Origin of the sequence: Stenotrophomonas maltophilia group sp. RY12688 (assembly GCF_052149045.1) — a bacterium.
Lineage (GTDB): Bacteria > Pseudomonadota > Gammaproteobacteria > Xanthomonadales > Xanthomonadaceae > Stenotrophomonas > Stenotrophomonas sepilia.
The window spans coordinates 2,289,110-2,310,924 of the sequence record NZ_CP197389.1 but is presented as its reverse complement, the minus strand read 5'-3'; the positions used below and the strand labels follow the sequence as shown (position 1 = coordinate 2,310,924).

The window sequence follows — 21,815 nt, the reverse complement described above, 5'->3', positions numbered from 1 at the left end:
GCATGCGCTGGATGCTGTCGCTGCCGATGGTGTTGGCCCTGGCCGCCTGCGAGCGGCCGGTGGATACCGGTGTGCAGGCCTTGCCACCCTCGCCGGTTGTCGACCGCGCTGACGCTGCGGATGCGGCAGAGCAGGAACTGGACTGGTTGCAGATGATGCCGAAGGACGAGCTGGCCGCGCTGGAGCGGGGCGAGGGCCCGGAGGTCGAGCACAACGGCAACCGGCGCATGCCGCAGTTCGGTACGTTCCGTACGGTGGATACGGTGCTGCAGCGACCGGTTCGCCTGCCGGGTTACGTGGTACCGCTGGCCAACGCGCAGGACGGGCGGCTGACTGAATTCCTGTTCGTGCCGTACTACGGCGCCTGCATCCACGTGCCACCCCCGCCGCCGAACCAGATCGTGCACGTGGTGCTGCCACGCCCGATCGACATGCCCGACATGTACTCGCCGTTCTTCCTGGCCGGCACACTGCGTGCCGAACGGTTGGATGACGATCTGGCCGGTTCGGCCTACACCATGCGTGATGCACAGCTGAGGCCCTATGAACCGTAGCCACCTGCTGCTCATGCTGGGATGCCTGTGGCTGGCGGGCTGTACGGCGCCGGGCAGCGACGCCGTGGTGGTCACGCCGCAGGACAGAGCGGCACCCTCGGCCACGGGCGAAGCCCCCATCGACCGTTGGGACGCGTTGCGGCCCGACGAAGTGACCTACCAGCGACCGCCCCCTCAGATCGGCCTGTCACGCAATGGGATGGAGGGCGTGGGTGGCCTGATCGACGACACCGGCTCGGGCACGCCGCCGGGGCAGGAGATCGACCATTCCAGCCCGGACCGCGCCAAGCAGTTCGGCTCTTCGCGCGTGGTCGACGCTGTCGATGGTCGCGCGGTCGATCTGGATGGCTACGTGGTGCCGCTCGGCACCAACGATGCCGGCCTGGTCGATGAACTGCTGTTCGTGCCGTTCTACGGGGCCTGCATCCACGTGCCGCCGCCGCCACCCAACCAGATCATCCACGTGACCCTGGCGACGCCGATCGCGTTGGGCGATCTGTGGGATCCGTACCGGCTTGCCGGCCGCCTGCAGGTGAAGCGTTTCGACGCGGACATCGCCAGCGCGTCCTACGATGCTGCGGCGGCCACGCTGACGGCGATCCACAACTGATGCCGCGGCGCTGGATCATGGCTGCCGGGGTGCTGCTGGGCGCGGGGGTGCTGCTTTGGTGGCAGCGGCAGCGCGCACCCATCGCGCCGCCTGCGGTCGCGTTTCCGGCGCCGACGTCCAATGCCAGCCAGCGCATCGAACAGCGCCTGGGTGACGACCACGCATTCCGCAACGACGTGCTGTTCCTGCTCGCGGCAACATTGCGCGACCGCTGCCAGCCGGCGCAGGCGGGAGTGTTGGCGCGCATGGCCAATCGTGCATCGCTGCCTGTGCTGGCGGCAGTCAGCGCGGTGACCCAGCAGGATCCATCGCTGGACCGGCCGATCTACCAGTACATCCAGCATCGCGCCGACGCGACGCCGTGCGGGCAGACGCTGCAGATGCCGTTGGCCGGTGGACGCCGCATGGCCGTGGACATCGAACAGTACGCGCGCACGTTCCCGGACAGCTACTTCGACCCGCAACGCAGCAGCGAACCGCGGGATTTCGGCGGGCTGTCGTTGCAGCAGCGCGCCGGCAATGCCTGCAACAGCGTGGTGTACTCGGTGTTGCCTTTGGGCGGCACCGATTGGCGGTGCAGCAGCCTGCGCGCACAGGCCCGTGCGCGGGTGCGCGGGCTGTGCGAGGACGAACTGCGGCGCCAGCATGGCGGAACTAGCGGGGAACTGGACATGGCTGTGGGGAAGGGCATGCAGGCGGCGGTGGTATCGGCGGTTGCCGCGCTGCCGGAAGACTGTCGGTGATGATCCCTGACACCGGGCACGACCCGGCATGAGGGCACGACAACATGAACATTGCCCGGGCCCCAATCTGAATCGGCGGCGCTGTTTTCATAACTATACAGGACATCCTGTATAGTTATGGCCGTTTTCCGCTCCCCATCAGGTTTCCCCATGGCTTTGTCCCAGCCCCTGGCCGGTGCTCCGGCCCTGTCGCGTGCCCGTCGCTGGGCGCTGTTGTTTACCGTCGCCGCCGGCCTGCTGCTGGTCACGCTCGACAACTCCGTGCTCTACACCGCACTGCCTACGCTGACCGAGGAACTCTCGGCCAGTGCCGGCCAGGCGCTGTGGATCGTCAACGCCTATCCGCTGGTGATGGCCGGCCTGCTGCTGGGTGCGGGCACGCTGGGCGACCGCATCGGTCATCGCCGCATGTTCCTGATCGGCCTGGTGGTGTTCGGCGTCGCCTCGCTGGCCGCGGCGTTCGCCGACACCGCAGCTCAGCTGATTGCCGCACGAGCCCTCCTGGCAGTCGGTGCCGCAGCGATGATGCCAGCCACGTTGGCGCTGATCGGTCTGAGCTTCCACGAAGAGCGCGAACGCAACATCGCCATCGCGATCTGGGGTTCGGTGGCCATCATCGGTGCGGCGCTCGGCCCGATCATTGGCGGTTGGTTGCTGCAGCACTTCTGGTGGGGCTCGGTGTTCCTGATCAACGTGCCGGTGGTGGTGGTCGCGTTCGTGGCCACGCTGCTGCTGGCGCCGGAAGGACAGCGTGACACCTCGCGGCCATGGGACCTTGTGTCCTCGGTGCTGGCATTGGCCGCACTGTCCGGCCTGGTGCTGGCGATCAAGTCGCTGATCGCTACGCCGCCGTCGTACGCGCTGGGCGCAGGCGCGCTGCTGTTGGCCGTCATCAGCGGTGCGGCGTTCGCGCGCCGCCAGCAACAGCTGCCGTACCCGCTGCTGGACTTTGCGATTTTCCGCAATCCTGCGTTCCTGGCCGGCACGCTGTCGGCAGTGTTCACCCTGTTCGCGATGGCCGGCCTGCAGCTGGTCACCACCCAGCGCTTCCAGCTGGTGGCAGGCTTCACGCCGCTGCAGGCGGGTCTGCTGGTCTCGGTGGCGGCAATGGGCAGCCTTCCGAGCGCGCTTCTGGGCGGCAGCATCCTGCACCGGGTGGGCCTGCGCCCGCTGATCTGTGGTGGCCTGGCCGCAGGTGCGCTGGGCGTCGGCATGGTGGCGTTCGGCTTCCCGCACGGCCTTGGCTGGGTGGTGGCTGGTATGGCCATCACCGGCTTCGGCATGGGCTCGGCCATCTCGGTGGCATCCACCGCCATCCTCAACAATGTGCCGGCACACCGCGCAGGCATGGCCTCGTCGGTCGAAGAGGTATCCTACGAATTCGGTGGCCTGCTGGCGGTGGCGATGCTGGGCAGCTTGAGCGCGGCGATGTACAGCGCGTTCCTGCCGGTCTCGGCCGATATGCCGGTGCTTGCCCGCGAGGGTTTCACCCAGGCGCTGCATGTCGCGCGCGAGAGCGGGCAGGGTGAGTGGTTCGCACTGGCTGCGGCCGCGTATGACCGTGGCTACCAGATCGTGCTGCTGGTGATCACGACGGTATTGGCAGTGGGCGCGGCGATCATCGCGCGCCTGCTGCGCGGCCGCATCGGCGGCCGCGAGGGCGCGGCCGATCGCGTAAAATGAAACGATGAGAACCAGCAAACGCGACCGCATCCTCGACGCCGCCGTCAACGTGATCAATCGTGATGGCGTGCGAGCGGTGACCTTCGAGTCGGTGGCGGCCGAGGCCAAGCTGACCCGCGGCGGCCTGCTGTACCACTTCCCGTCGCGCGAGGCACTGCTGCGCGGCATCGACGAGCACCTGGTGCAGGCCTGGGAGTCGTCGATGGAAACGCTGCTGGGCAAGCGTGCGGACGAAGCCTCGGCGCTGGAGCGTTACCAGACCTTCGTGCGCGTCTCGGCGCAGAGCGCTACCCGTGCCGAGCTGATGTTCATGCTCGAATCGGCCGACCCGGACGCCGATGAGCGCCCGTGGGGCCCGGCGGTACGCCGCTGGGCGCCGTTGCCGCCGTCGGCCGGGCTGAATGACCCGGCCGCGCTCGACAATTTCGTAGCACGGCTGGCCGCCGACGGCCTGTGGATCTACGAGGCGATGTACGAAGGGCAGCTGGATGAAGGCGTGCGCGCCCAGGTGGCCGAGCGCATCGCCGGGCTGCTGGCGAAGTCTGACGGCACGTCCCGTTGAGCGGCCGGTCGGCGCGCAGACATCGCCCGTGGTAGAGCCGACCGCTGGTCGGCTGCCCTTCGGTCAGGCCATGAAAATGCCGCTTCGATCGTCCGTGGTAGAGCCGACCGCTGGTCGGCTGCTCTTCGGTCAGATCACGAAAATGCCACATCGGTAGAGTCGATCGTTAGTCGACTGTCCTTCGGTCGGACAACGAACATCCCGCGCGTCGCGCGATAGTCGACCAGCGGCCGACTCTACCCCCTCACCCTTTACCCAGCCTGGGCGGCGCTCGCGGCCAACCAGGCCCTGGGCGACGCCCCCAACCGCTTGCGGAACGCCTTCGACAACGACGCGGTATCGGCAAACCCCACCTCGACCGCCACCTGCTTGACTGCCACGCCGGCCCGCAGCTGCGCGCAGGCCAGGCTCAGCCGCCAGTCCAGCAGATAGGCGGCCGGCGTCGCCTTCATCACCTCCTTGAACACTGCCGCGAATGCGCTGCGCGACATGCCGGCGATCGCGGCCATACGGGGCAGCGTCCATTCGTCCTGCGGTGCCTGGTGCATCGCCACCAGCGTGCGTGCCAGCCTCGCGTCGGACAGCCCGCGCATCAGTCCATGACTGACACCCGCTGCATCCGGGTGGTCGACCACCCAGCGCAGGATCTGGATCAGCGCCACCTCGAACAGGCGATTGGTCAGCAGCCGTGAACCACAGCGCTGGCGATCGGCCTCGGCAAACAGCAGCTGCAGGGTTTCATCCAGTTCGCCGATCGCGGCCAGTGGCACCACCATCACCGGCGGCAGCGACTGCACGATCGGATTACGCGCGCCGCCATCGAAATCCAGCGTGGCGCAGGTGAAATCCGGGCCTTCCAGCGGTGCATTGAAGAACACATGGTGCAGCGGTTGCGGATACAGCAGCAGGCTGGGTGTGTCGATCTTCAACCGGGGCAGCGCGATATCGCCGTCGGGATGACGGACCTCCATTTCACCCTGGCGCAGGATGTGCAGGAAGGCACGACCGGGCTGCGGCTCGAAGACATGGCGCCCGCACAGCGGACCACTGTGGAACAGCGCGGCCTGCACCCGGAAGCGCTCCAGCAGGGAGGAGAGACGGTCGGGTGGGGAGGTGTCGGTGGGCGTGCTCATGGATGAATGGACAACATGTGTGGCTGATTGCGCCTGAAGCGTCCAGCGAGTCTACCTAGGATGAGCGGGTCGTCCAATCCCGGGCGCTTTCCCAAGGAGATCCACCATGTCCCGTGTCCCCCTGATCGATGCCGCCAACACCACCGCCGACCGCCAGGCCCTGCTGGGTCAGGTCCACGCCGCTTTCGGCGCCACCCCGGCCATGTTCCGCGCCGTGGCCAACTCGCCAGCCGCCCTGCAGAGCATGTGGGGTTCGTTCGGCGCGCTGGGCGGCGGTCGCCTGTCGCCGCTGCTGGGCGAGCAGATCGCCGTGGCCATCGCCAACCGCAACGCCTGCGAGTACTGCCTGGCCGCGCACACGGCATTGGGCCGCAAGGCCGGCGCCAGCAGCGAGCAGATGACCGCCGCGCAAATCGGCCAGTCCAGCGACCCGGCCACTGCGGCGGCGCTCGACTTCGCGTTGAAGGTGGTCGAGCAGCGTGCGCAGATCGCCGACGGCGACGTGCAGGCGCTGCGCGCGGCTGGCTTCGATGATGAGCAGATCGTGGAGATCCTCGCGCATGTGGCGCTCAACCTGTTCACCAACTACGTCAACGTGGCGTTCGACGTGCCGGTGGACTTCCCGAAGGTCGCGCTGCGCTGAGTGCAATTGCTCCGGGCAGCAGAGTGCTGCCCGGACTCAGGCCCGCAGCTCAGTGGCTACGCCGGCTGGAAGCTGAAACCGCGTTCGCGCAGCGCTCTGATGTAGCCGTTCCCGTCGAACGCATCTGCAATATCGAGCATCGCAAGCGTGGTTGATCTTCCCGCAGTTACGGCTTCCACTGCGCTGAGCCAGGCCTCGCGTCGAAGCGTGTCCAGCTCGTTGCTGCCAGTCGCTGTCACGTGCATATCCATAGGCACGTCATGCCCACCCATGCCAAGGGCATCGCCATGCGCCCAGGCCTTGGACTGAACACGGGCGGTATCGTGAAGGCGACGGAGTCGTTCGACCTGCACCGCAAACCGTGTCGTGTCATCCAGTGCAGGATGCGGTTTGCCGCAGTCGTCAGCTGCCGCGATGTCGATAGCCAGTTCAGTGCGCGGCACGAAGTAGCGGGCTCCACCCGCGCGTCCTATCCTGCGCAGCTCCTTGCAGAATGCCTTCGGCGACTCCAGCTGATGCCTGGCCATGACGGCCTTGCGCAGCGCTCTGGCCGCGAAGTGGGGACGCAGGCGTTCCAGCTCGATTGGATCGATTCCGCACTCATTCAATGCCGCTTGCCATTCTGCATGGACGTCCGCCGGCAGAACATCCTTCAGGGTCAGGTTGTCGGGATTGTGGTGGATGGTTTCGGCTTCAGACACCGCACGGGCCAGTGTGAACAACGCGCTCAGTCCCGAGCCCTCCCATCTGCCGGTGATGTCCACCTTCGGCCGGCCCAGAATGGTGTGCGCAACCGCGGCAATGCGTCCTGCTTCGCCCGTCACGCATCGCATCGATCCGGGTAGCGCGGTGGGGACGGGCAGGATCCACAGGTGGGCCTCTTCACGCCTTCCCTGCCAGAGCGCCGGACCTTCTGCACGGATCGTGGGGGGAGGCAGGGCATCCGTTACCTTGGTTCCGCGGCTTCCGGAAGCCGGCGCACCTGCCAACGTACGGTGCACGGAAACATCAAGGGAAACCGACAGCAGTGAACGTGGTTGCCGGGCAGCCGACATGGGAACTCCAGAAAGGACCATGATGAGTGTCCTCGATGGTGCGTGGCGCGCCGATTGCTGGCTATCGAACTACGACGATTTCGCCTTGGCTGGGCGAGGGGCCCGGAAGCCGTTGCGGTAGAGTCGACAGTTAATCGACTGCTCGTCCTTCAGGTGCCCGGAAACCTCGCGCCACGAGTGATAGTCGACCCTACGCAGCGGAGATTACCGGTCGTCCGCCTGCAACCGGTCCGGATGGGTATACACATTGAACCCGCTCTCCCGCGCGAACCCGACCAGGCACAGGCCGGCACTGCGGGCCAGGTCGATCGCCAGCGCGGTCGGTGCCGAGACTGCAGCCAGTACGCTGGCACCGGCGCGCACCGCCTTGCTGACCATTTCGTAGCTGGCCCGGCTGGAAATCACCAGCAGGCTGCCTTCGATGGCGTGTTCGTTGTGGTGCAGCGCACCGATCAGCTTGTCCAGTGCATTGTGGCGTCCGACATCCTCCCGCACCCAGCCGATGCGTCCACTGGCATCGGCCCAGGCCGCGGCGTGGGTGGAGCCGCTTGCCGCATTCATCGGCTGGTGCTGCGTCAGCGTGGCCAGCGCGCGCTGCAGAGCGGCGGGCGAGTAGCTGCGTCGCTCGCGGATCTGCGGCAGTGGGCGCAGCACTTCTTCCAGCTGGCGCGTGCCGCACAGGCCACAGCCACCACGACCGGGCAGCAGGCGTCCATTGGACGGGTCCAGGTCGGCACCGGGTGCCTCCTCAGCCACGGTCATCTGTAACCCGATGCCTTCCAGCTGCGGGCGGATCTCGATCGACAGCAGCTGCGAGGGGGTGTCGATCAGGCCTTCGCTGAGCGAGAAGCCGAGCGCGAAGTCTTCCAGGTCGCACGGTGTGGCCATCATCACCGCAAAGGCGGCGCCGTTGTAGCGCAGCGCCACCGGCACTTCTTCGGCCACCACATCGACCTGCTGCTGTTGCCCCTCGTTGCGCCAGCGCTGCAGCGGGCGTTGGGCGGTGCCGGCAGGTGGGGTGTGCGGCGGGATCGAATCAGGCATGCAGCGCGTCCGGACAAGGGAGAAACGCGGGCGGGCCACCGCCTGCGGTTTCGAGGATAGCGCAGTGGTCGCGCGCAGACGCGGCTGTAACCGTTGCCATGGCAGGTTGTGCTGAAAACCGCCTGTACCCTCTGGCGAAGCCGCGCAGGCCGTGCTTGACTGTGCGGCTGGTCGTGCCATTGACTGCGCCGCCGGACCGCGTTGTGCCGATTGTTGCTGCGTTCCTTCCGTAAGGTTCCCGAACATGTCCGAGCAGAAACCGCCGCGTTACAAGCCCTACAACCAGCCTGCCGGCGGCTGGGGTGCCGCCGGTGCCACCGCCAAGGTGCTGCTGCAGCAGAGTGTGATCGGCAAGGGGTCGAAGGCGCTGCTGGCGATGAACCAGCCCGGTGGCTTCAAGTGCCCCAGCTGCGCGTTCCCCGATGCCGACGAACGCAGGAAGCTGGAGTTCTGCGAGAACGGCGCGAAGGCACTGGCCTGGGAGGCTACGGAGTTCCGGGCCGGCCGCGAGTTGTTCGCCCGCCACACCGTCACGGAGCTGATGGCGCAGACCGACTACTGGTTGGAGATGCAGGGCCGGCTGACCGAGCCGATGCGCTACGACGCAGCCACCGACCACTACGTGCCGTGCAGCTGGGACGATGCCTTTGCACTGATCGGTCGCCACCTGCAGGCGCTGGACAGCCCACACCAGGCCGAGTTCTACACCTCCGGGCGCACGCCCAACGAAGCGGCGTTCCTGTATTCGATCTTCGTGCGCGAGTTTGGTACCAACAACTTCCCGGACTGCTCGAACATGTGCCACGAGCCGACCAGCCGCGGGCTGCCGCCGGCCATCGGGGTGGGCAAGGGCACCATCGTGCTGCAGGATTTCGAGCACGCCGAGGCGATCTTCGTGATCGGCCAGAACACCGGCACCAATTCACCGCGGATGATGAGCAACCTGGTCGATGCGCGCAAACGCGGCATCCCGATTGTGGCGGTCAATCCGATGCCCGAGCGCGCGCTGATCCGCTTTGCCGAGCCGCAGGACGTGGTGCAGATGGCCACGTTCGGTTCGACCGAGATCACCAGCGAGTTCGTGCACATCCGCATCGGCGGCGACCTGGCCCTGATCAAGGGCATGATGAAGGTGATGTTCGAGCGCGAGGCGCAGGGCGAGCGCGTGCTCGACCATGATTTCCTGTCAGAACACACAGTGGGCCTGGAGGCGCTGCGCGAGGATGTGTTGGCGCAGGACTGGGACCAGATCGTGCAGGTATCCGGCATCTCGCAGGCGCAGATACACCGCTGTGCGGAGATCTACATCCGCTCCAAGGCCACCGTGATCTGCTACGGCATGGGCCTGACCCAGCATCAGTACGGCTCGCGCCTGCTGCAGCAGGTCGCCAACCTGCTGATGCTGCGTGGCAACTTCGGCAAGCCCGGTGCTGGCATAGGGCCGATCCGTGGTCATTCCAATGTGCAGGGCGACCGCACCGTCGGCATCGACGAGAAGCCCAAGCCGGCCTACCTGGACCGCGTGCAGCAGGTGTTCGGCTTCGATCCGCCGCGTGAGCATGGCCACCATGTGGTCGAGTCCATCGAGGCGATGCTGGACGGCAGCGCCAAGGTGTTCATCGGCCTGGGGGGCAACTTCATCCATGCGGTGCCCGATACGCCTCGCGCGTATGAAGCGATGCGTGGGCTGGACCTGACCGTGGGCATCGCCACCAAGCTCAATCGAGGTCATCTGGTTCATGGCCGCGATGCGCTGATCCTGCCGGTAGTGGCGCGCTCGGAGCGCATCGTCACGCCGGCCGGCGAGCAGTTCGTCACCATCGAAGACGCGATGTCGAACGTGACCGCCTCGCGCGGCGTGCTCGAACCGGTCAGCACGGAGGTGCTGCCCGAGGTCGAGATCGTCTGCCGCATGGCGATGGCTGCGCTGCCGCACAGCAAGGTCGACTGGGCGCGCTGCATGCACGACTATGCACCTATTCGCGAACTCATCGCTGCCGTGTACCCGGAGATCTACACCGGCTTCAACGCGCGCATCCAGCAGCCGCACGGTTTCCATCTGGACATTCCGCCGCGCCGGCGCGTGTGGCCCACGCCCAATGGCAAGGCCAACATCCTGGTGATGCCCGGCCTGGACGTGGACGATCCGGTGCACGATCCGGACATGTTGCGGTTGGCCACCGTGCGCTCGCATGATCAGTACAACACCACCATCTACAGCTACAATGATCGCTATCGCGGCGTGTACAACGATCGCATGGTGCTGTTCATGAACATCGAGGACCGGCTGGCGCGCGGTCTGGAGAAGGAGGCGCTGGTCAGCCTGGAGACGATCAGCCGCGATGGCGTGCAGCGGCGCGTCGAGGGCCTGACCGTACTGGACTACCCGATGCCGCGCGGCGCGCTGGCCGGGTACTACCCGGAACTGAACCCGTTGTTGCCACTGGACTACTACGACCGCATCAGCGGCACGCCCGCTGCCAAGTCGATTCCGGTGCGGATGAGTGCAATGGCGGCGGCGACTGCGTGACACGCGCATCGGCTATCATCGGCAGGTGAACCTGCCTGGCCTGCTGCTGCGATGGATGCTGCTTGTCGCCCTGGTGCTGAATGCACCGGCGCTCGCGCTTGCCTCATCTTCGTACAGCGGGTCGGCCAACCAGGATCACTGCGCTGCACCGCACTCGGCCGCGATGGCGGCAGCCGGCTGCTGCGATGATGCGGCCCCGGCGGCCTGCCAGAGTGGTGAGTGTGAATGCCCGCCGGCCTGCCTTGGCATGCTGGCCATGTCGAGCGGTATGCCCGCCTCGCCGTGGCGCGAGGCGCCGGTAGCCGCCAGTACCCGGCAACGCGCACCGCCGCCGATGCCGGACCCGTTGCGGCCCCCTATCGCGTGATTCCCTGCAGGCCTCAAGCGCCTGCCGTAGTTGCTCGACTTTTCTCGACTCTGCCTGTGCCTTCGATGCGCGGGCGACGGGCCGCGTTGCCCGCCTCTGCAAAGGAATCACGCAATGAACCGTACTCTCTCCCTCGGCCTGCTGCTGGGTACCGTGTTGGCCACGACCGCCTGTGCACGTGCCGCCGAAGAATCCGCCGCCGCACCGATCGCCAGCGCAGCACCGGTGGCACCGATCCAGGCCAGCCCGGCCAAGGTCGATCCGGCCTTGCCGGTGGCCATCGTGCACAAGACCGCCAGCTGCGGCTGCTGTGGCATCTGGGTCGACCACCTGAAGGCCGCCGGCTTCCAGGTGGAGGTGCATGACACCGACGACATGAACCCGATCAAGGTTCGCCTGGGCGTGCCGGTCGGCAAGGCGTCCTGCCATACCGCCGAGATCGGCGGGTATGTGGTCGAGGGCCACGTTCCGGCCGAGGACATCAAGCGCCTGCTGGCCGAACGCCCGGCCGCGCGCGGGCTGGTGCTGCCCGGCATGCCGGCCGGTTCGCCGGGCATGGAAATGCCGGATGGCTACGTGCAGCCGTACACCGTCGAGCTGGTGCGCACCGACGGCAGCACCGAGCCGTTCGCCCAGCACGGACAGGGTGGCTGATGGACGGCGGGTGCCGGTCGTTCTGACCGGCACTCTTCGACGCATCCTGTGTAGAGCCGAGCCCACGCTCGGCTGTGTTTGGCCGGCAAGCCGAGCATGGGCTCGGCTCTACGGGATCAGCGTGCTGCGGCCGTTTCCTTGGCCAACTGCGCGTCGAACTTCTTCTCGGCCGCATCCGCGTAGGCCTTGCAGTTCAGTGCCTTGTCGCTGGCCTTGCTGCCAGCGGCATAGTTCCAGTTGCTGGCGCCCGGATGCGGGGTCAGCAACAGGTCGCAGGGCAGGCCGCGCACCGTAGCGAAGCTGCGCCGGTAGTCCTCGACCAGGTGGGGATAGCGGGCGTTGCCCTGCAGCTGGTAGCCCGGCGCACTCAGGCTGTCGGCGTAGGCGATGCGCACCGGCTTGCCATCGCGGGTATCGGTCCAGGTCCAGGCGGTGCTGCCCGGGGTGTGCCCCGGCATGAAGTGTGCAGTGAACGCGATGCCACCCACCGTGACCACTTCGCCATCCATGATGATGCGGTCGGTGCTGGCCGGCGGAAAGGTGATGCTGTCGCCAAAGTGCAGGTCGTTGCTGCCGCCGCGCGCCAGCAGCACCGCTGATTCGGCGTTGGCTACCACCATCGCACCGGTACGGCGCTTCAGTTCTGCCACCGGGCCCGCATGGTCGGCATGCGCATGGCTGAGCAGGATCAAGCGCAGGTCCTGCGGCGCCACGTCGCGCACCTTCATGTTGCTGATGAGGTGGCTGGCCATCTGCGGCATGCCGCCGTCGAGCAGCACCGCGCCGTCGGCGGTCTGCACCAGTAGCGCGGTCAGGTCCTCAGTGCCGATCTGCCAGGTATGGTCGGCGATCTGCAGCGGCGCCATCGGCTGCAGCCAGGATGGGTCTACGGTGTAGGCCTGCAGCTGTGGCAGCGGTGTGTCGGCGGCAGTGACATCAAAGGCAAGTGTGGCAGTCAGGGCAAGGGTCGTCAGGCAACGGCGCATGGCGGAGAGGGGTCTGGATAGGGTCGGATGAAGCTAGCACGTACCCTGGACGGCCCGTTTCGCGAATAACTCATGGCTGCCATAAGGTTCGCCGCAGCCGATGCCGGGATTGTTCGCTTGCTCTGGACTGTGAATCCATCTCCACGGGCTGTTGCGCACAATCGGCCGGGGCTAGCCTGTTCCCAGGCTCAAGGAGGTGGACCATGCATGTGCTCATGGTGATGCTCGGCGGCGTGCTCCTGCTGGGCGTGTTCCTGCTGTTTGGCCGTCTCTGGAGCGTGGGCACCTCGCAGCTGCCCACGGCACTGATCGCCTTCATCGCTACCTGGCTGCTGGTGGCCGTGGCCAACATGTGGGTGGGGGTCAGCAAGGCCGGTTACGCGGTACGCGAGGAGTTGCCGATCCTGTTGCTGGTGTTTGCCGCGCCGGCGTTGCTGGCCGGTTTCCTGTACTGGCGCCTGGCGCGCTGAAGGAGTTCCATGCGTACCCGACTGCGCTTGCCCGCGCTGCGCCACCGCGACGGCCACCATGCCCGCGTGACCTACGAAGAACTGTTCTTCGATCTGGTCTACGTATTCGCGGTCACCCAGCTCAGCCACCATCTGCTGCACCACCTGGACCTGGCCGGTGTACTGCAGACGCTGGTGCTGTGGTTCGCGGTCTGGCTCGGCTGGCAGTACGCGTGCTGGGTCAGCAACTGGTTCGACCCGGAGGTGCCGCGCATCCGCGGCCTGCTGTTCGCCACCATGCTGCTGGCGTTGTTGATGTCCTCGTCCATTCCCGAGGCGTTTGCCGATCGTGCGTGGATCTTCGCCGGGGCGTACGCCACGATGCAGGTCGGACGCACCGCGTTCGTGCTGCTGGAGGTCGGCCGGAGCCATCCGTTGGCACCGAACTTCCGCCGCATGCTGGCCTGGGTCAGCGTGTCGGCCTGCTTCTGGCTGGCCGGCGCGGCGGCCGAGGGCAACCTCCGCCTGGCATTGTGGGCGGTGGCGGTGGCCTGCGAATACATCTCGCCGATGTTCGGCTTCGCGTTCCCGGGCATGGGCCGTTCGCACACCCGCGACTGGACCATCGAGGGCGGACACCTGGCCGAACGCTGCCAGCTGTTCGTCATCGTCGCACTGGGCGAGACGTTGCTGGCAACCGGGGGCGTGCTCAGCGACGTCGAGCATTGGAGCCTGGAAGTGGTTTCAGCGGTGTTGGCCACCTTCGCCGGCACGATTGCCATGTGGTGGCTGTACTTCGGCATCTCCAGCCGCGATGCCACAGAGGCCATCACCCACGCCGAAGACCCCGGGCGGATGGGCGCCAACTTCCACTACGTGCATGCATTGCTGATCGCCGGCATCATCGCCACGGCGGTGGGCAATGATCTGGTCATGGACCATCCGGGGGTGGCCGTCACCCCGGTTTACGTGACCGTGATGGTGGCAGGCCCGCTGATCTATCTGCTGGGCAGTGCCCTGTACAAGCGCGTGGTCTATGGGCACGCGCCGCGCTCGCATCTGCTGGGCGCTGCCGCGCTGCTGGTGCTGTGCCTGGTGTTGCCATGGACGCACCTGCTGGCCGCCGGATGGCTGACCAGCCTGGTGCTGCTGGGCGTGGGCGTGCTGGATGCGCGGCTGAAGCGGCGCACCCGGTCGTTGCCGGGCTAGAACCCGCCGCCGGTCTTGAAGCCACCGCCGCCGCTGATACCGCCGCCGCTGTGGAAGCTGCTGCCGCTGGAACTGGAACCGGAACTGGAGCTTGAGCTGGAACTCGAACGCGAGCTTGACCTCGAGCTGGAACTGCTGGAACCGCCCGAAAGCAGGTCGAACAGGCTGCCAGAGGAGCGGGTGGTGCTTTGGCCGCGGGTGGTGCTGAAGAAGGATGCGGCGACGGTGGCCGGCGCGGCGGACCGGTAGCTCGGCGCCTCGTAGGCCTGGCGTTCGATGTCTGCTGCTGCCTGGTAGCTCCTGCGCGCAGCCTGCAGGCTGTCCAGGCGCTTCTTCAGCACGGCCATTTCACGGGTGTGCTCAGCCACCATGCCGTCGATCTCGCCCAGGCGCAGGCGACTGCCATGGATGCGTTCGAGCACGGCATCGTCCTCGCCGGAGGCGGTGGCGGCGACGCGGCGGTACAGGTCGTCCATGCTCTTGGCAGACAGCGTGCGCGCCAGCGCGGTGAGCAGGGCGCCGCCTTCGGCATCGGTCCAGCTGCGGAAGCCATCGATCTGTGCCTGCTTGGCATCCACGGTCTGCCGATGCAGCTGCTCGGCCAACAGTGCCTGCGCCACTGCGCTCTGTGCCGCCTGCAGTTGCTGGCGCAGCGGGTCGCCACCGGCATGGGCGAGAGCGGCGTCGCGGGCCTGCTGTACCGGCTGGCGGGCCGCCTCGATGTCGGCACGGGCCTGTCCGGCATGTTCCTGCAGATAGGGCGGAAGCTCCACCAGCGTGGCGTACTCGCGGCGGGCACGGTCGAAGCCGCACAGCTCGGCCAACCAGCCATCGACGGTGCGCACCAGCGGCCAACCGCGATAGGCCGTGCTGCCGAAGCCGCGTCGATGCAGGTACATGAAGATCGGGTCGGCCTGGTAGGCGCCGGCCTTGGCGTCACGCTCCGACTGCGCGGAGGCGGCCATCCGCTCCACCGTGTCAGCGCGCGCCACGGCCAGCTGCAGATCGTCCTGCAGGGCCCTGTAGGTGGGTTCCGCTTGCAGCGCGGTGTCCACCTGATCCTGCAGGGCCTGCCAGCGTCCACCGGCGGCGTCGCGCGCGGTAACGGCCTCCTGCGACCGCTGCTGCAGCGACTGCTCGATGTCCAGCAGCGCCTGCAGTTCGTCGGCCAGCACCGCCGCTTTGCGGTCACGGCGCTGCAGATCGGCGCTGGACTGCTGCAGCAGGTCCCGGGCCAGCATCGGCGGCGCATCGGTAGCGGCCTCGGCCTGCAGGCGGGCCAAGGTGTTGAAGTCGTCGCGGACCCCGCCGTGCAGCGCTTCCTGTTCCTTGATCAGTTCCCGGCACTGGTCGCCACGCGCGGCCAGTTGTGCCTGCACCTGGCCGATATCGGCTTCGACATCAGCAATGGCCTCGTTCAGATCTCTCATGTCAGTTCCTTACCCATCACCATTCGGTGATGTAGCCGCCGGTGGTGGGCATGCGGAACCGCGGCGACAGGCTGCCGCGCGGCTTGCTGCCGATCTGGTCGTCTTCGATGATGCCGTTGTCCTGCTTGTCGGCGGCAACGCGGTTGTAGGTGGCCTCGGGCACGCGCACGGCGAACAGCGAGGTCCATTCGTCCTTGCCGGTTTCCTCGTTGCGGATCAGCAGTTCGGTGGCCTTGCCGGCCTCGTCCAGTGCTTCGGTCACCAGGTAGTAATTGCGGCCACCGTTGGCCTTTTCGTTGTAGCGCCAGACGCCGGTGCGTTCATCGTCGCGGTTGACGATGCGGTAGACCAGGGTCTGCGACAGCAGCGCCACCAGCTGGCTGGCCTCGTCCAGGGCCGGCCCGGCTTCGGCCAGCGTCTCGACCCGGATCAGGCGGGCGGCCTGCTCCAGCGCACGCTCGAAGCGCTTGCGGTCTTCGCCGGTGACGCCGGTGGCGAGGCCATCGGCCTTGAGCTGGGCCAGGCGCTCGCTGAGCGCGGCCAGTTTGTCGGCGCTGCCGATCAGGTCCTTCAGGGTCGCTACCGCCTGCCCGGCTGCGGCGATGTCGCCCGCGCGCAGTGCCACGTCGCCGCCGGTGTAGGCGCGTGCGCGCACCTGCTCGGCATCCGGCGCGAGGCGTGCTGCCTTTGCAGCGGCGTTGGTGGTATCCAGCAGCTCGCTGGCCTCGATCGCCTGGCCGAGGGTGTTCACCCGCTCGGTCAGCGGAGGCAGGGTGTCCTTGGCCTGCGCCAGCAGTTGCGCCGCTGCCAGTCGGTGCTGTTCCACCTGCGCGGCCGCCTGCTCGCCGGTGGCGCTGCCACCGCTGCTGAGCCGGGTGAGCTTGTCTTTGCGCACAAGGGTCGGCAGCGTTGCCATCGCGGCGGGAACGTCGGCAAAGCGCCGCTGTGCTTCGGCCAGCGCGGTCTGTGCACCTTCGGTCAGCGGCTGCAGGCGCTCGCCGCTGGCGGTGGCACGTGGCAGCAGTCCCTGCAGGGCCTGTTCCTGTGAGGCCAGCAGGGCGCGCGCTGCGGCAGCCTCCTGTTGCTGCGCGGCCACCTTGTCGTTCAGCAGCTGCACGTTCTTCTGCACGTTGCTCTCGTGCACGAACGCGCCGAAGCTGCGCGCCATCACCAGCAGGACACCGAGCATCAGCAGCACCAGGGCTACCATCAGCGCCCATTTCAGCAGCCGGCTGCGGTCGATCCAGCGCCGCGCCAGCCAGGCCTTCCAGCCTCGCGGCGCGGTGTAGAGGTAGCGCTGCTCACGCTGGGCCTGGATGCCGGCCTCGAGGATCTCGTCGGAGACCTCGATGCCCTGCGAGCGGTACAACTCAAGCAGGCGCTGCTTCAGCGTCGCCTTGTCATGGCCGCTGTCGGCCAGCGCCTTCATTTCGGCATTGCGGTAACGCAGCTGGTCGACCACATCCATGGTCAGCAGCGCATCCTGCAGCTCGGCAGGGGCCATCGTCGCACTCACCTCAGCGCGACTCCGGGCTCGGCGGTGCCTGCAGCAGGGCAGCGAAACGCTGCTTGCCCTGTTCGACATACTCGGCGATCTCCGCCGAATCGCGCGTGGCCTGTCCACGCAGCTGCTCGATCTCCTGCAGCGAGGTCTCCTGGAAGCGCACCACCGCATCGACCAGCTTGCGCACCGAATCGACGCCGATGGTGGCGCCGTAGCCGGCCTTCAGGCCCTCGTGCAGCACGTCGTCGCCAATGTTGGCCACCGCTTCCAGGCCCTTTGAGGTGCCCTCGGTCATCGCATTGAGCGCCTGCGTGGACTCATGCAGGCCCATCTGCGTGGTGAATGCCAGGTTCAAGGCGGTGAAGCTGGTCTCATTGGTGGAGAAGAACACCACCGAGCGCTCGTTGACGCGGCGCTTGACCTCATGCGACTGGTGCACGCGCAGCATGATCGCCTCGGAGGTGGCGTAGTTCACCTGCAGGTTCTCGGCCAGGTCCTTGGCCAGCTGGTAGCGCGACTCCTCGGCCTGGTTGTTGCGCAGGGCCTCGTCGCGGGCCATGACCAGGCGGCCGGTGTCGGCGGCATCGGCGGACGGGTCGGCCGATTCCACGCGCTGCTGCGCCTGCTTCAGCGCCTCGCGCGCATCGGCCAGCGCCTGCTCCTGCAGCTTCAACAGCTCATGGGCCTGGATCTCGGCATCCTTGATCGACAGGCGGAAGTCGCCGTACATCTCCAGCACTCGCGACTCACGCTGCAGCTGCTCGGCCGAATCGCGGCTGACGTCCAGGAACGTACGGCGGATCTTCTCGAACCGACTCGGAATGTCGCCGCGGGTGACCTTCATCCACAGGTTCTGCAGGCGCTCGCCCATGTCGATCTTGCCGTCACGCACCTGCTCGACCATGGTGCTGGCGTCATCACGGATGCTGTCGAAGGCGCGGATGATCTCGGTATAGCGGTCGGACACCTTGGCCGAGCTGATTTCATCACGCATCACGGCATTGAAATGGCCGGACTGCTGCAGCACGCGGGCAATGGCCACCACGCGGCCCTGGTCGAGGGTGGACAGCTGCGAGACCAGCGCGATGGCCGGTGCGTTGTTGTCCTGGGGGGCGGCCAGGCCCAGGCTGCGCAGCGTGGCCATGGCGCGGTCGAGGTACTTGATCGGCGCGGTGGCGGCCGGCGTGGCAAGGAGGGTGTTCTCGGGCATTTCGACGGCTCCGGTCAGGGCAAGCGATGAGGAACCTGCCATGCGGAACGGGCAGGTTGCTGCGAAACGAAGGGGAGGGGAAGCAGCAGCCGTGCGGTGCACGGCAGGCGGGCCCGGTCAAGGGACGACGGCCCGGCAAGGGCGAGGGTGGTGTCCTGTTCACGCATGGCGCATTCCCTGCAGATCGCCCCCCTGGCGATTCCTCACCCATTGTAGCGGTGGTGATGGGCAGGTGAAGCCCCACCGATGGCAGGGTGGAGTAGCGTTGGCGCACGCTCATCCGTTCCGGCAAGCGAGGGCTTCGTGCAGAACGTACCGCAGTGGTTGATATGGGCTGGACTGTCTGCCGCCTTCGCGGCGATGACCGCGCTGTTCGCCAAAGTCGGCGTCAAGGGCGTCGACTCGGACCTGGCCATGGCCATCCGCACCCTGGTGGTGGCAGCGGTAGTCCTGCCGCTGGTGGTGGTCACCGGCAAATGGTCCAACCCGTTGCTGCTGCCGGGGCGCACCCGGCTGTTCCTGGTGCTGTCGGCGCTGGCCACCGGAGCGTCGTGGCTGTTCTACTTCCGCGCATTGCAGAGCGGTGAGCTGGCCAAGGTGGCGGTGGTGGACAAGTTCAGCGTGGTACTGGTGATCGTGCTGGCCTATCTTCTGCTGGGCGAGCGGCCCAGCCTGCGGGAGTGGAGCGGCATCGGCCTGGTGCTGACCGGGGTGATCGTGCCGGCCACGAAGAAGTAGCAGCGTTCAAGCGACCAGAGGGGAGAGCAGGATGCAGGGTGAAGCACACGGTACGTTTGAAGTGGATCTGCGAGCGATCGGTGGCAATGACGGCCCGATCGCGGTGATGTCGATCAACAAGACCTTTGCCGGCGACCTGCACGGCAGCAGCGTCGGCCAGATGCTGGCCTTCCGCACACCGGTGCAGGGCTCGGCCGGCTACGTGGCGATGGAGCGGGTGACGGCCACGCTGGCCGGGCGCCACGGCGCGTTCACCCTGCAGCACAATGGGTTGATGACCCGTGGCACGCCACAGCTGAGCGTGGTGGTGGTGCCTGATTCCGGCAGTGACGGCTTGCTGGGCCTGGTCGGCACGCTGGAGATCACCATCAGCGAGGGTCGCCATGACTACCGGCTCCTGTACAGCCTGCCGGAAGAGCGCTAGCGCAGTTCCGCTGCCATCGCCGCGAGCCGGGCGACGGTGTTGAGATTGCGTGCCGTGCCCTGTGCCGAACCGGGAATACGCAAGCGCGAGTCGGCCATGCCGGCACCGTAGTGGATGAAGATCTCGCGCGTGCCGAGTGCGAGCTGTTCATCGCGCCGGCCGGTCACGCCGTCCAGCGGATCGGCAGGCAGGCTGCCGTCGAGGAACAGCGCGACCACACGGTTGCCGGCGGCCTGCGCAAACGGGTTGCGTGCCACCACGCCTACGATCTCGTTGGCCGAGCGCACCAGCACGCCCACCGGCTTGCCGGCGTACGCCTGCAGCCGTTGGGCGAGGGCCTCCCGTACGGTGGATTCATCAAGCCCGCTGCGGAACACCACATTGCCGCTGGCGATGTAGGTGCGGACATCGGCGAAGCCTGCGTCCTCGCACATCGCCACCAGTTCGCGCATCGGCAGCTTGCCGGTGCCGCCGACGTTGACCGCGCGCAGCAGCGCGACGTGGACGTTCATGGCGTACCCGCCTGCAGGCGGTCGTACATGCGCACCAGGTCAACCAGGGTGCGTGCGCCCATCTTGCGCATCACCTGCGCACGGCGCACCTTCACCGTGATCTCGCTGACGCCCAGGTCGCCGGCGATCTGCTTGTTGAGGCGGCCGCGCACCACGCCATCGACCACCTCGCGCTCGCCGGCATTGAGGGTGTCCCAGCGCAGCTGCAGCGCGCCGAGTGCCTCGCCCTCGCGGCGGCGCTGGCGGTCGATCTCGATGCCCTTGTGGATGGCATCGAGCAGTTCCTGATCACGGAAGGGCTTGGTGAGGAATTCGATGGCGCCGTCCTTGATCGCGTTGACGCCCATCGCGATGTCGCCGTGGCCGGTGATGAACACCACCGGCAGCTGCAGGCCGTGGCTGCCCATCGTGCGATGGAATTCAAGACCGCTCTGGCCGGGCATGCGCACGTCCAGCACGAGACATGCCGGTGCGTCTTCCAGCGCGTGTTCGAGGAAGGCCTGGGTGGAGGCGAAGGCCCGCACCTGCAGGCCCATCGAGGCCAGCAGGTCTTCCAGTGCCGCGCGCACCGACGGATCGTCGTCGACCACATAGACGATGGGTGCCGGATCGGGGTTGGCGGCAGTGGGCTTACGCATGGTGGGCGTCCGTGGCAATGGGCAGGTCGAACACAAAGCAGGCACCGCCGCCTGCCGGTCGTTCGGCACGGATCTGGCCGTCGTTGGCTTCGATCATCGAGCGGCTCAGGCTGAGACCCAGCCCCAGACCGTGCGACTTGGTGGTCCAGAAGGCATCGAAGACGCGTTCGGGATGGTCGGCGGGCAGGCCGACACCGCGATCACGGACGCTGAGGCTGACCCGCTGGCCGTCGCGCCGGGTCAGCAGGGACAAGCGCCGGTCGGCGGTGGGCACGGTCTCCATCGCGTCCACCGCATTGAGGATCAGGTTGCCGATCACCTGCTGCACCTGCACGCGGTCGGCCTGCACCGGTGGCAGTTCGGCGTCCAGCAGCAGCGCCACGGCCACGCCATGCCGGTCCAGCTCGCTGCGCGACAGCGCCAGCATTTCCTCCACCGCCTGGTTCAGATCGAAGGCGCGTCGCTGCGGTGCCGCGCCCTGGGTCAGGCCGCGGATGCGGGCGATCACGTCGCCGGCGCGATGCGCATCGGCCAGGATGCGGGCCACGGTCTGCCGTGCCTTGTCCACGTTCGGTGGGTCCTGCGCGAGCCAGCGCTGGCAGGCTTCGGCGCTGCTGGCGATGGCCGCCAGCGGCTGGTTCACTTCATGCGCGATGGAGGTGGTGAGCTCGCCCACGGTGGAGGCGCGCGCTACCCGCAGCAGGCGGCCCTGTGCTTCCTGCACGGCGGCCTTGGCCGCTTCCATATTCAGCGCGAGGTAGGTGGTGATGCCGATCACCAGCATGCCGATGACCGAATTGACCAGGCCGATGCGGTAGGTGCCGAAGCGGGTCAGGAAGAAGCTCAGCCCGGTCAGCGCGATGCAGGCCAGGGCAAGCGTGATCAACCCGCGTGCGCCCAGCACGCGCGATGCGGCCAGGATGACCGCCGCGTAGAAGCAGGCGGCGGCAACCGCGTAATCGGTGACGGTGTCGATCAGGAAGATCGCCGCCATCACAACGATCAGGACCAGCAGCACCAGTGGGCGGCGGGGCGACAGCGATGGCATCGGGACGGCTCCCTGGCGTGGGGTGAAAGGATAGCAAAGCCGCCATCGGTGGATGCCGGCCTTGGTCGGCACCGGTCAAAGCGATGCCT

At 67.3% G+C, this 21,815-nt stretch carries 22 protein-coding genes; 12 read left to right on the top strand and 10 right to left on the bottom strand.

All coding sequences use genetic code 11. The features are described from left to right. Nucleotides 1-2 precede the first annotated feature (2 nt). The 5 genes from ACS0OT_RS10915 (at nt 3) to ACS0OT_RS10895 (ending at nt 4,152) form a co-directional block, all read left to right on the top strand. Nucleotides 3-554 carry a DUF3299 domain-containing protein gene (locus ACS0OT_RS10915; protein ID WP_065177709.1) on the top strand — a complete coding sequence of 184 codons (552 nt, stop codon included), beginning with the start codon at nt 3-5 and terminating at the stop codon, nt 552-554. Next, nucleotides 544-1,164, top strand: a complete 621-nt coding sequence (locus ACS0OT_RS10910; RefSeq protein ID WP_235649212.1) for a DUF3299 domain-containing protein — start codon at nt 544-546, stop codon at nt 1,162-1,164. The genes ACS0OT_RS10915 and ACS0OT_RS10910 overlap by 11 nt, the downstream gene beginning before the upstream one ends. Continuing rightward, nucleotides 1,164-1,907 (top strand): hypothetical protein, encoded by a 744-nt coding sequence (locus ACS0OT_RS10905; protein WP_329953595.1) that lies wholly within the window; start codon nt 1,164-1,166, stop codon nt 1,905-1,907. Before ACS0OT_RS10910 ends, ACS0OT_RS10905 begins: the two co-directional genes overlap by 1 nt. Nucleotides 1,908-2,057: 150 nt before the next feature. Further along, nucleotides 2,058-3,590 (top strand): MFS transporter, encoded by a 1,533-nt coding sequence (locus ACS0OT_RS10900; protein ID WP_262090707.1) that lies wholly within the window; start codon nt 2,058-2,060, stop codon nt 3,588-3,590. A gap of 4 nt (nt 3,591-3,594) precedes the next feature. Further along, on the top strand, nt 3,595-4,152 hold the full coding sequence (locus ACS0OT_RS10895) for a TetR/AcrR family transcriptional regulator (RefSeq protein WP_065177713.1): 558 nt from the start codon (nt 3,595-3,597) through the stop codon (nt 4,150-4,152). Nucleotides 4,153-4,403: 251 nt separating this feature from the next. Here the strand turns inward: ACS0OT_RS10895 and ACS0OT_RS10890 are convergent, their stop codons facing one another. After that, on the bottom strand, nt 4,404-5,285 hold the full coding sequence (locus tag ACS0OT_RS10890) for an AraC family transcriptional regulator (protein ID WP_139727165.1): 882 nt from the start codon (nt 5,283-5,285) through the stop codon (nt 4,404-4,406). 106 nt (nt 5,286-5,391) lie between these two features. Between ACS0OT_RS10890 and ACS0OT_RS10885 the strand changes: the two genes are divergently transcribed. Beyond that, on the top strand, nt 5,392-5,928 hold the full coding sequence (locus ACS0OT_RS10885; protein WP_065177715.1) for a carboxymuconolactone decarboxylase family protein: 537 nt from the start codon (nt 5,392-5,394) through the stop codon (nt 5,926-5,928). 56 nt (nt 5,929-5,984) lie between these two features. Here ACS0OT_RS10885 and ACS0OT_RS10880 read toward each other — a convergent pair whose 3' ends face one another. Both ACS0OT_RS10880 and fdhD read right to left on the bottom strand, forming a co-directional pair. After that, nucleotides 5,985-6,983, bottom strand: coding sequence for a TraB/GumN family protein (locus ACS0OT_RS10880; RefSeq protein WP_442255803.1), 999 nt, complete (start codon nt 6,981-6,983; stop codon nt 5,985-5,987). 204 nt (nt 6,984-7,187) lie between these two features. Beyond that, on the bottom strand, nt 7,188-8,027 hold the full coding sequence (gene fdhD / locus ACS0OT_RS10875; RefSeq protein ID WP_139727164.1) for a formate dehydrogenase accessory sulfurtransferase FdhD: 840 nt from the start codon (nt 8,025-8,027) through the stop codon (nt 7,188-7,190). A 244-nt stretch (nt 8,028-8,271) separates the two neighbouring features. On the opposite strand from fdhD, the gene ACS0OT_RS10870 reads away from it, so the two are divergent. Next, the gene (locus ACS0OT_RS10870) at nt 8,272-10,557 is read left to right on the top strand and encodes an FdhF/YdeP family oxidoreductase (protein ID WP_065186494.1); all 2,286 of its coding nucleotides are present in this window, start codon (nt 8,272-8,274) and stop codon (nt 10,555-10,557) included. 481 nt (nt 10,558-11,038) lie between these two features. Continuing rightward, on the top strand, nt 11,039-11,578 hold the full coding sequence (locus ACS0OT_RS10865) for a DUF411 domain-containing protein (RefSeq protein WP_081275831.1): 540 nt from the start codon (nt 11,039-11,041) through the stop codon (nt 11,576-11,578). A gap of 116 nt (nt 11,579-11,694) precedes the next feature. On the opposite strand, the gene blaL1 is transcribed toward ACS0OT_RS10865, so the two are convergent. Beyond that, nucleotides 11,695-12,564 (bottom strand): L1 family subclass B3 metallo-beta-lactamase, encoded by an 870-nt coding sequence (gene blaL1, locus ACS0OT_RS10860; protein WP_065186493.1) that lies wholly within the window; start codon nt 12,562-12,564, stop codon nt 11,695-11,697. A 203-nt stretch (nt 12,565-12,767) separates the two neighbouring features. On the opposite strand from blaL1, the gene ACS0OT_RS10855 reads away from it, so the two are divergent. Next, nucleotides 12,768-13,034, top strand: coding sequence for a hypothetical protein (locus tag ACS0OT_RS10855; RefSeq protein WP_005416705.1), 267 nt, complete (start codon nt 12,768-12,770; stop codon nt 13,032-13,034). A 9-nt stretch (nt 13,035-13,043) separates the two neighbouring features. Further along, nucleotides 13,044-14,222, top strand: coding sequence for a low temperature requirement protein A (locus ACS0OT_RS10850; protein ID WP_139727163.1), 1,179 nt, complete (start codon nt 13,044-13,046; stop codon nt 14,220-14,222). Here the strand turns inward: ACS0OT_RS10850 and ACS0OT_RS10845 are convergent. From ACS0OT_RS10845 to ACS0OT_RS10835, 3 genes are read right to left on the bottom strand one after another with little or no spacing between them, the layout of a single operon-like run. Further along, complete coding sequence (locus ACS0OT_RS10845; protein WP_262090700.1) at nt 14,219-15,652, bottom strand: hypothetical protein; 1,434 nt, start codon at nt 15,650-15,652, stop codon at nt 14,219-14,221. The genes ACS0OT_RS10850 and ACS0OT_RS10845 overlap by 4 nt on opposite strands. Nucleotides 15,653-15,668: 16 nt before the next feature. Next, the gene (locus ACS0OT_RS10840; protein ID WP_188238646.1) at nt 15,669-17,156 is read right to left on the bottom strand and encodes a DUF6384 family protein; all 1,488 of its coding nucleotides are present in this window, start codon (nt 17,154-17,156) and stop codon (nt 15,669-15,671) included. A gap of 13 nt (nt 17,157-17,169) precedes the next feature. Beyond that, complete coding sequence (locus ACS0OT_RS10835) at nt 17,170-18,366, bottom strand: cell surface protein (RefSeq protein ID WP_139727160.1); 1,197 nt, start codon at nt 18,364-18,366, stop codon at nt 17,170-17,172. A 303-nt stretch (nt 18,367-18,669) separates the two neighbouring features. On the opposite strand from ACS0OT_RS10835, the gene ACS0OT_RS10830 reads away from it, so the two are divergent. Both ACS0OT_RS10830 and ACS0OT_RS10825 read left to right on the top strand, forming a co-directional pair. Then, nucleotides 18,670-19,104 (top strand): EamA family transporter, encoded by a 435-nt coding sequence (locus tag ACS0OT_RS10830; protein WP_329953813.1) that lies wholly within the window; start codon nt 18,670-18,672, stop codon nt 19,102-19,104. Nucleotides 19,105-19,135: 31 nt separating this feature from the next. Continuing rightward, nucleotides 19,136-19,528, top strand: a complete 393-nt coding sequence (locus ACS0OT_RS10825) for a DUF3224 domain-containing protein (protein ID WP_065177726.1) — start codon at nt 19,136-19,138, stop codon at nt 19,526-19,528. Here the strand turns inward: ACS0OT_RS10825 and ACS0OT_RS10820 are convergent. The 3 genes from ACS0OT_RS10820 to ACS0OT_RS10810 are packed head-to-tail and all read right to left on the bottom strand — an operon-like array spanning nt 19,525 to nt 21,726. Next, on the bottom strand, nt 19,525-20,040 hold the full coding sequence (locus ACS0OT_RS10820) for a DUF1697 domain-containing protein (protein WP_235649203.1): 516 nt from the start codon (nt 20,038-20,040) through the stop codon (nt 19,525-19,527). The two genes, ACS0OT_RS10825 and ACS0OT_RS10820, sit on opposite strands and share 4 nt — an antisense overlap. Continuing rightward, the gene (locus ACS0OT_RS10815; RefSeq protein ID WP_065186490.1) at nt 20,037-20,678 is read right to left on the bottom strand and encodes a response regulator transcription factor; all 642 of its coding nucleotides are present in this window, start codon (nt 20,676-20,678) and stop codon (nt 20,037-20,039) included. Before ACS0OT_RS10815 ends, ACS0OT_RS10820 begins: the two co-directional genes overlap by 4 nt. Next, a complete protein-coding gene (locus ACS0OT_RS10810; protein ID WP_164092826.1) occupies nt 20,671-21,726 on the bottom strand; it encodes a sensor histidine kinase in 1,056 nt (351 codons plus the stop codon). Before ACS0OT_RS10810 ends, ACS0OT_RS10815 begins: the two co-directional genes overlap by 8 nt. Nucleotides 21,727-21,815: the final 89 nt, after the last annotated feature.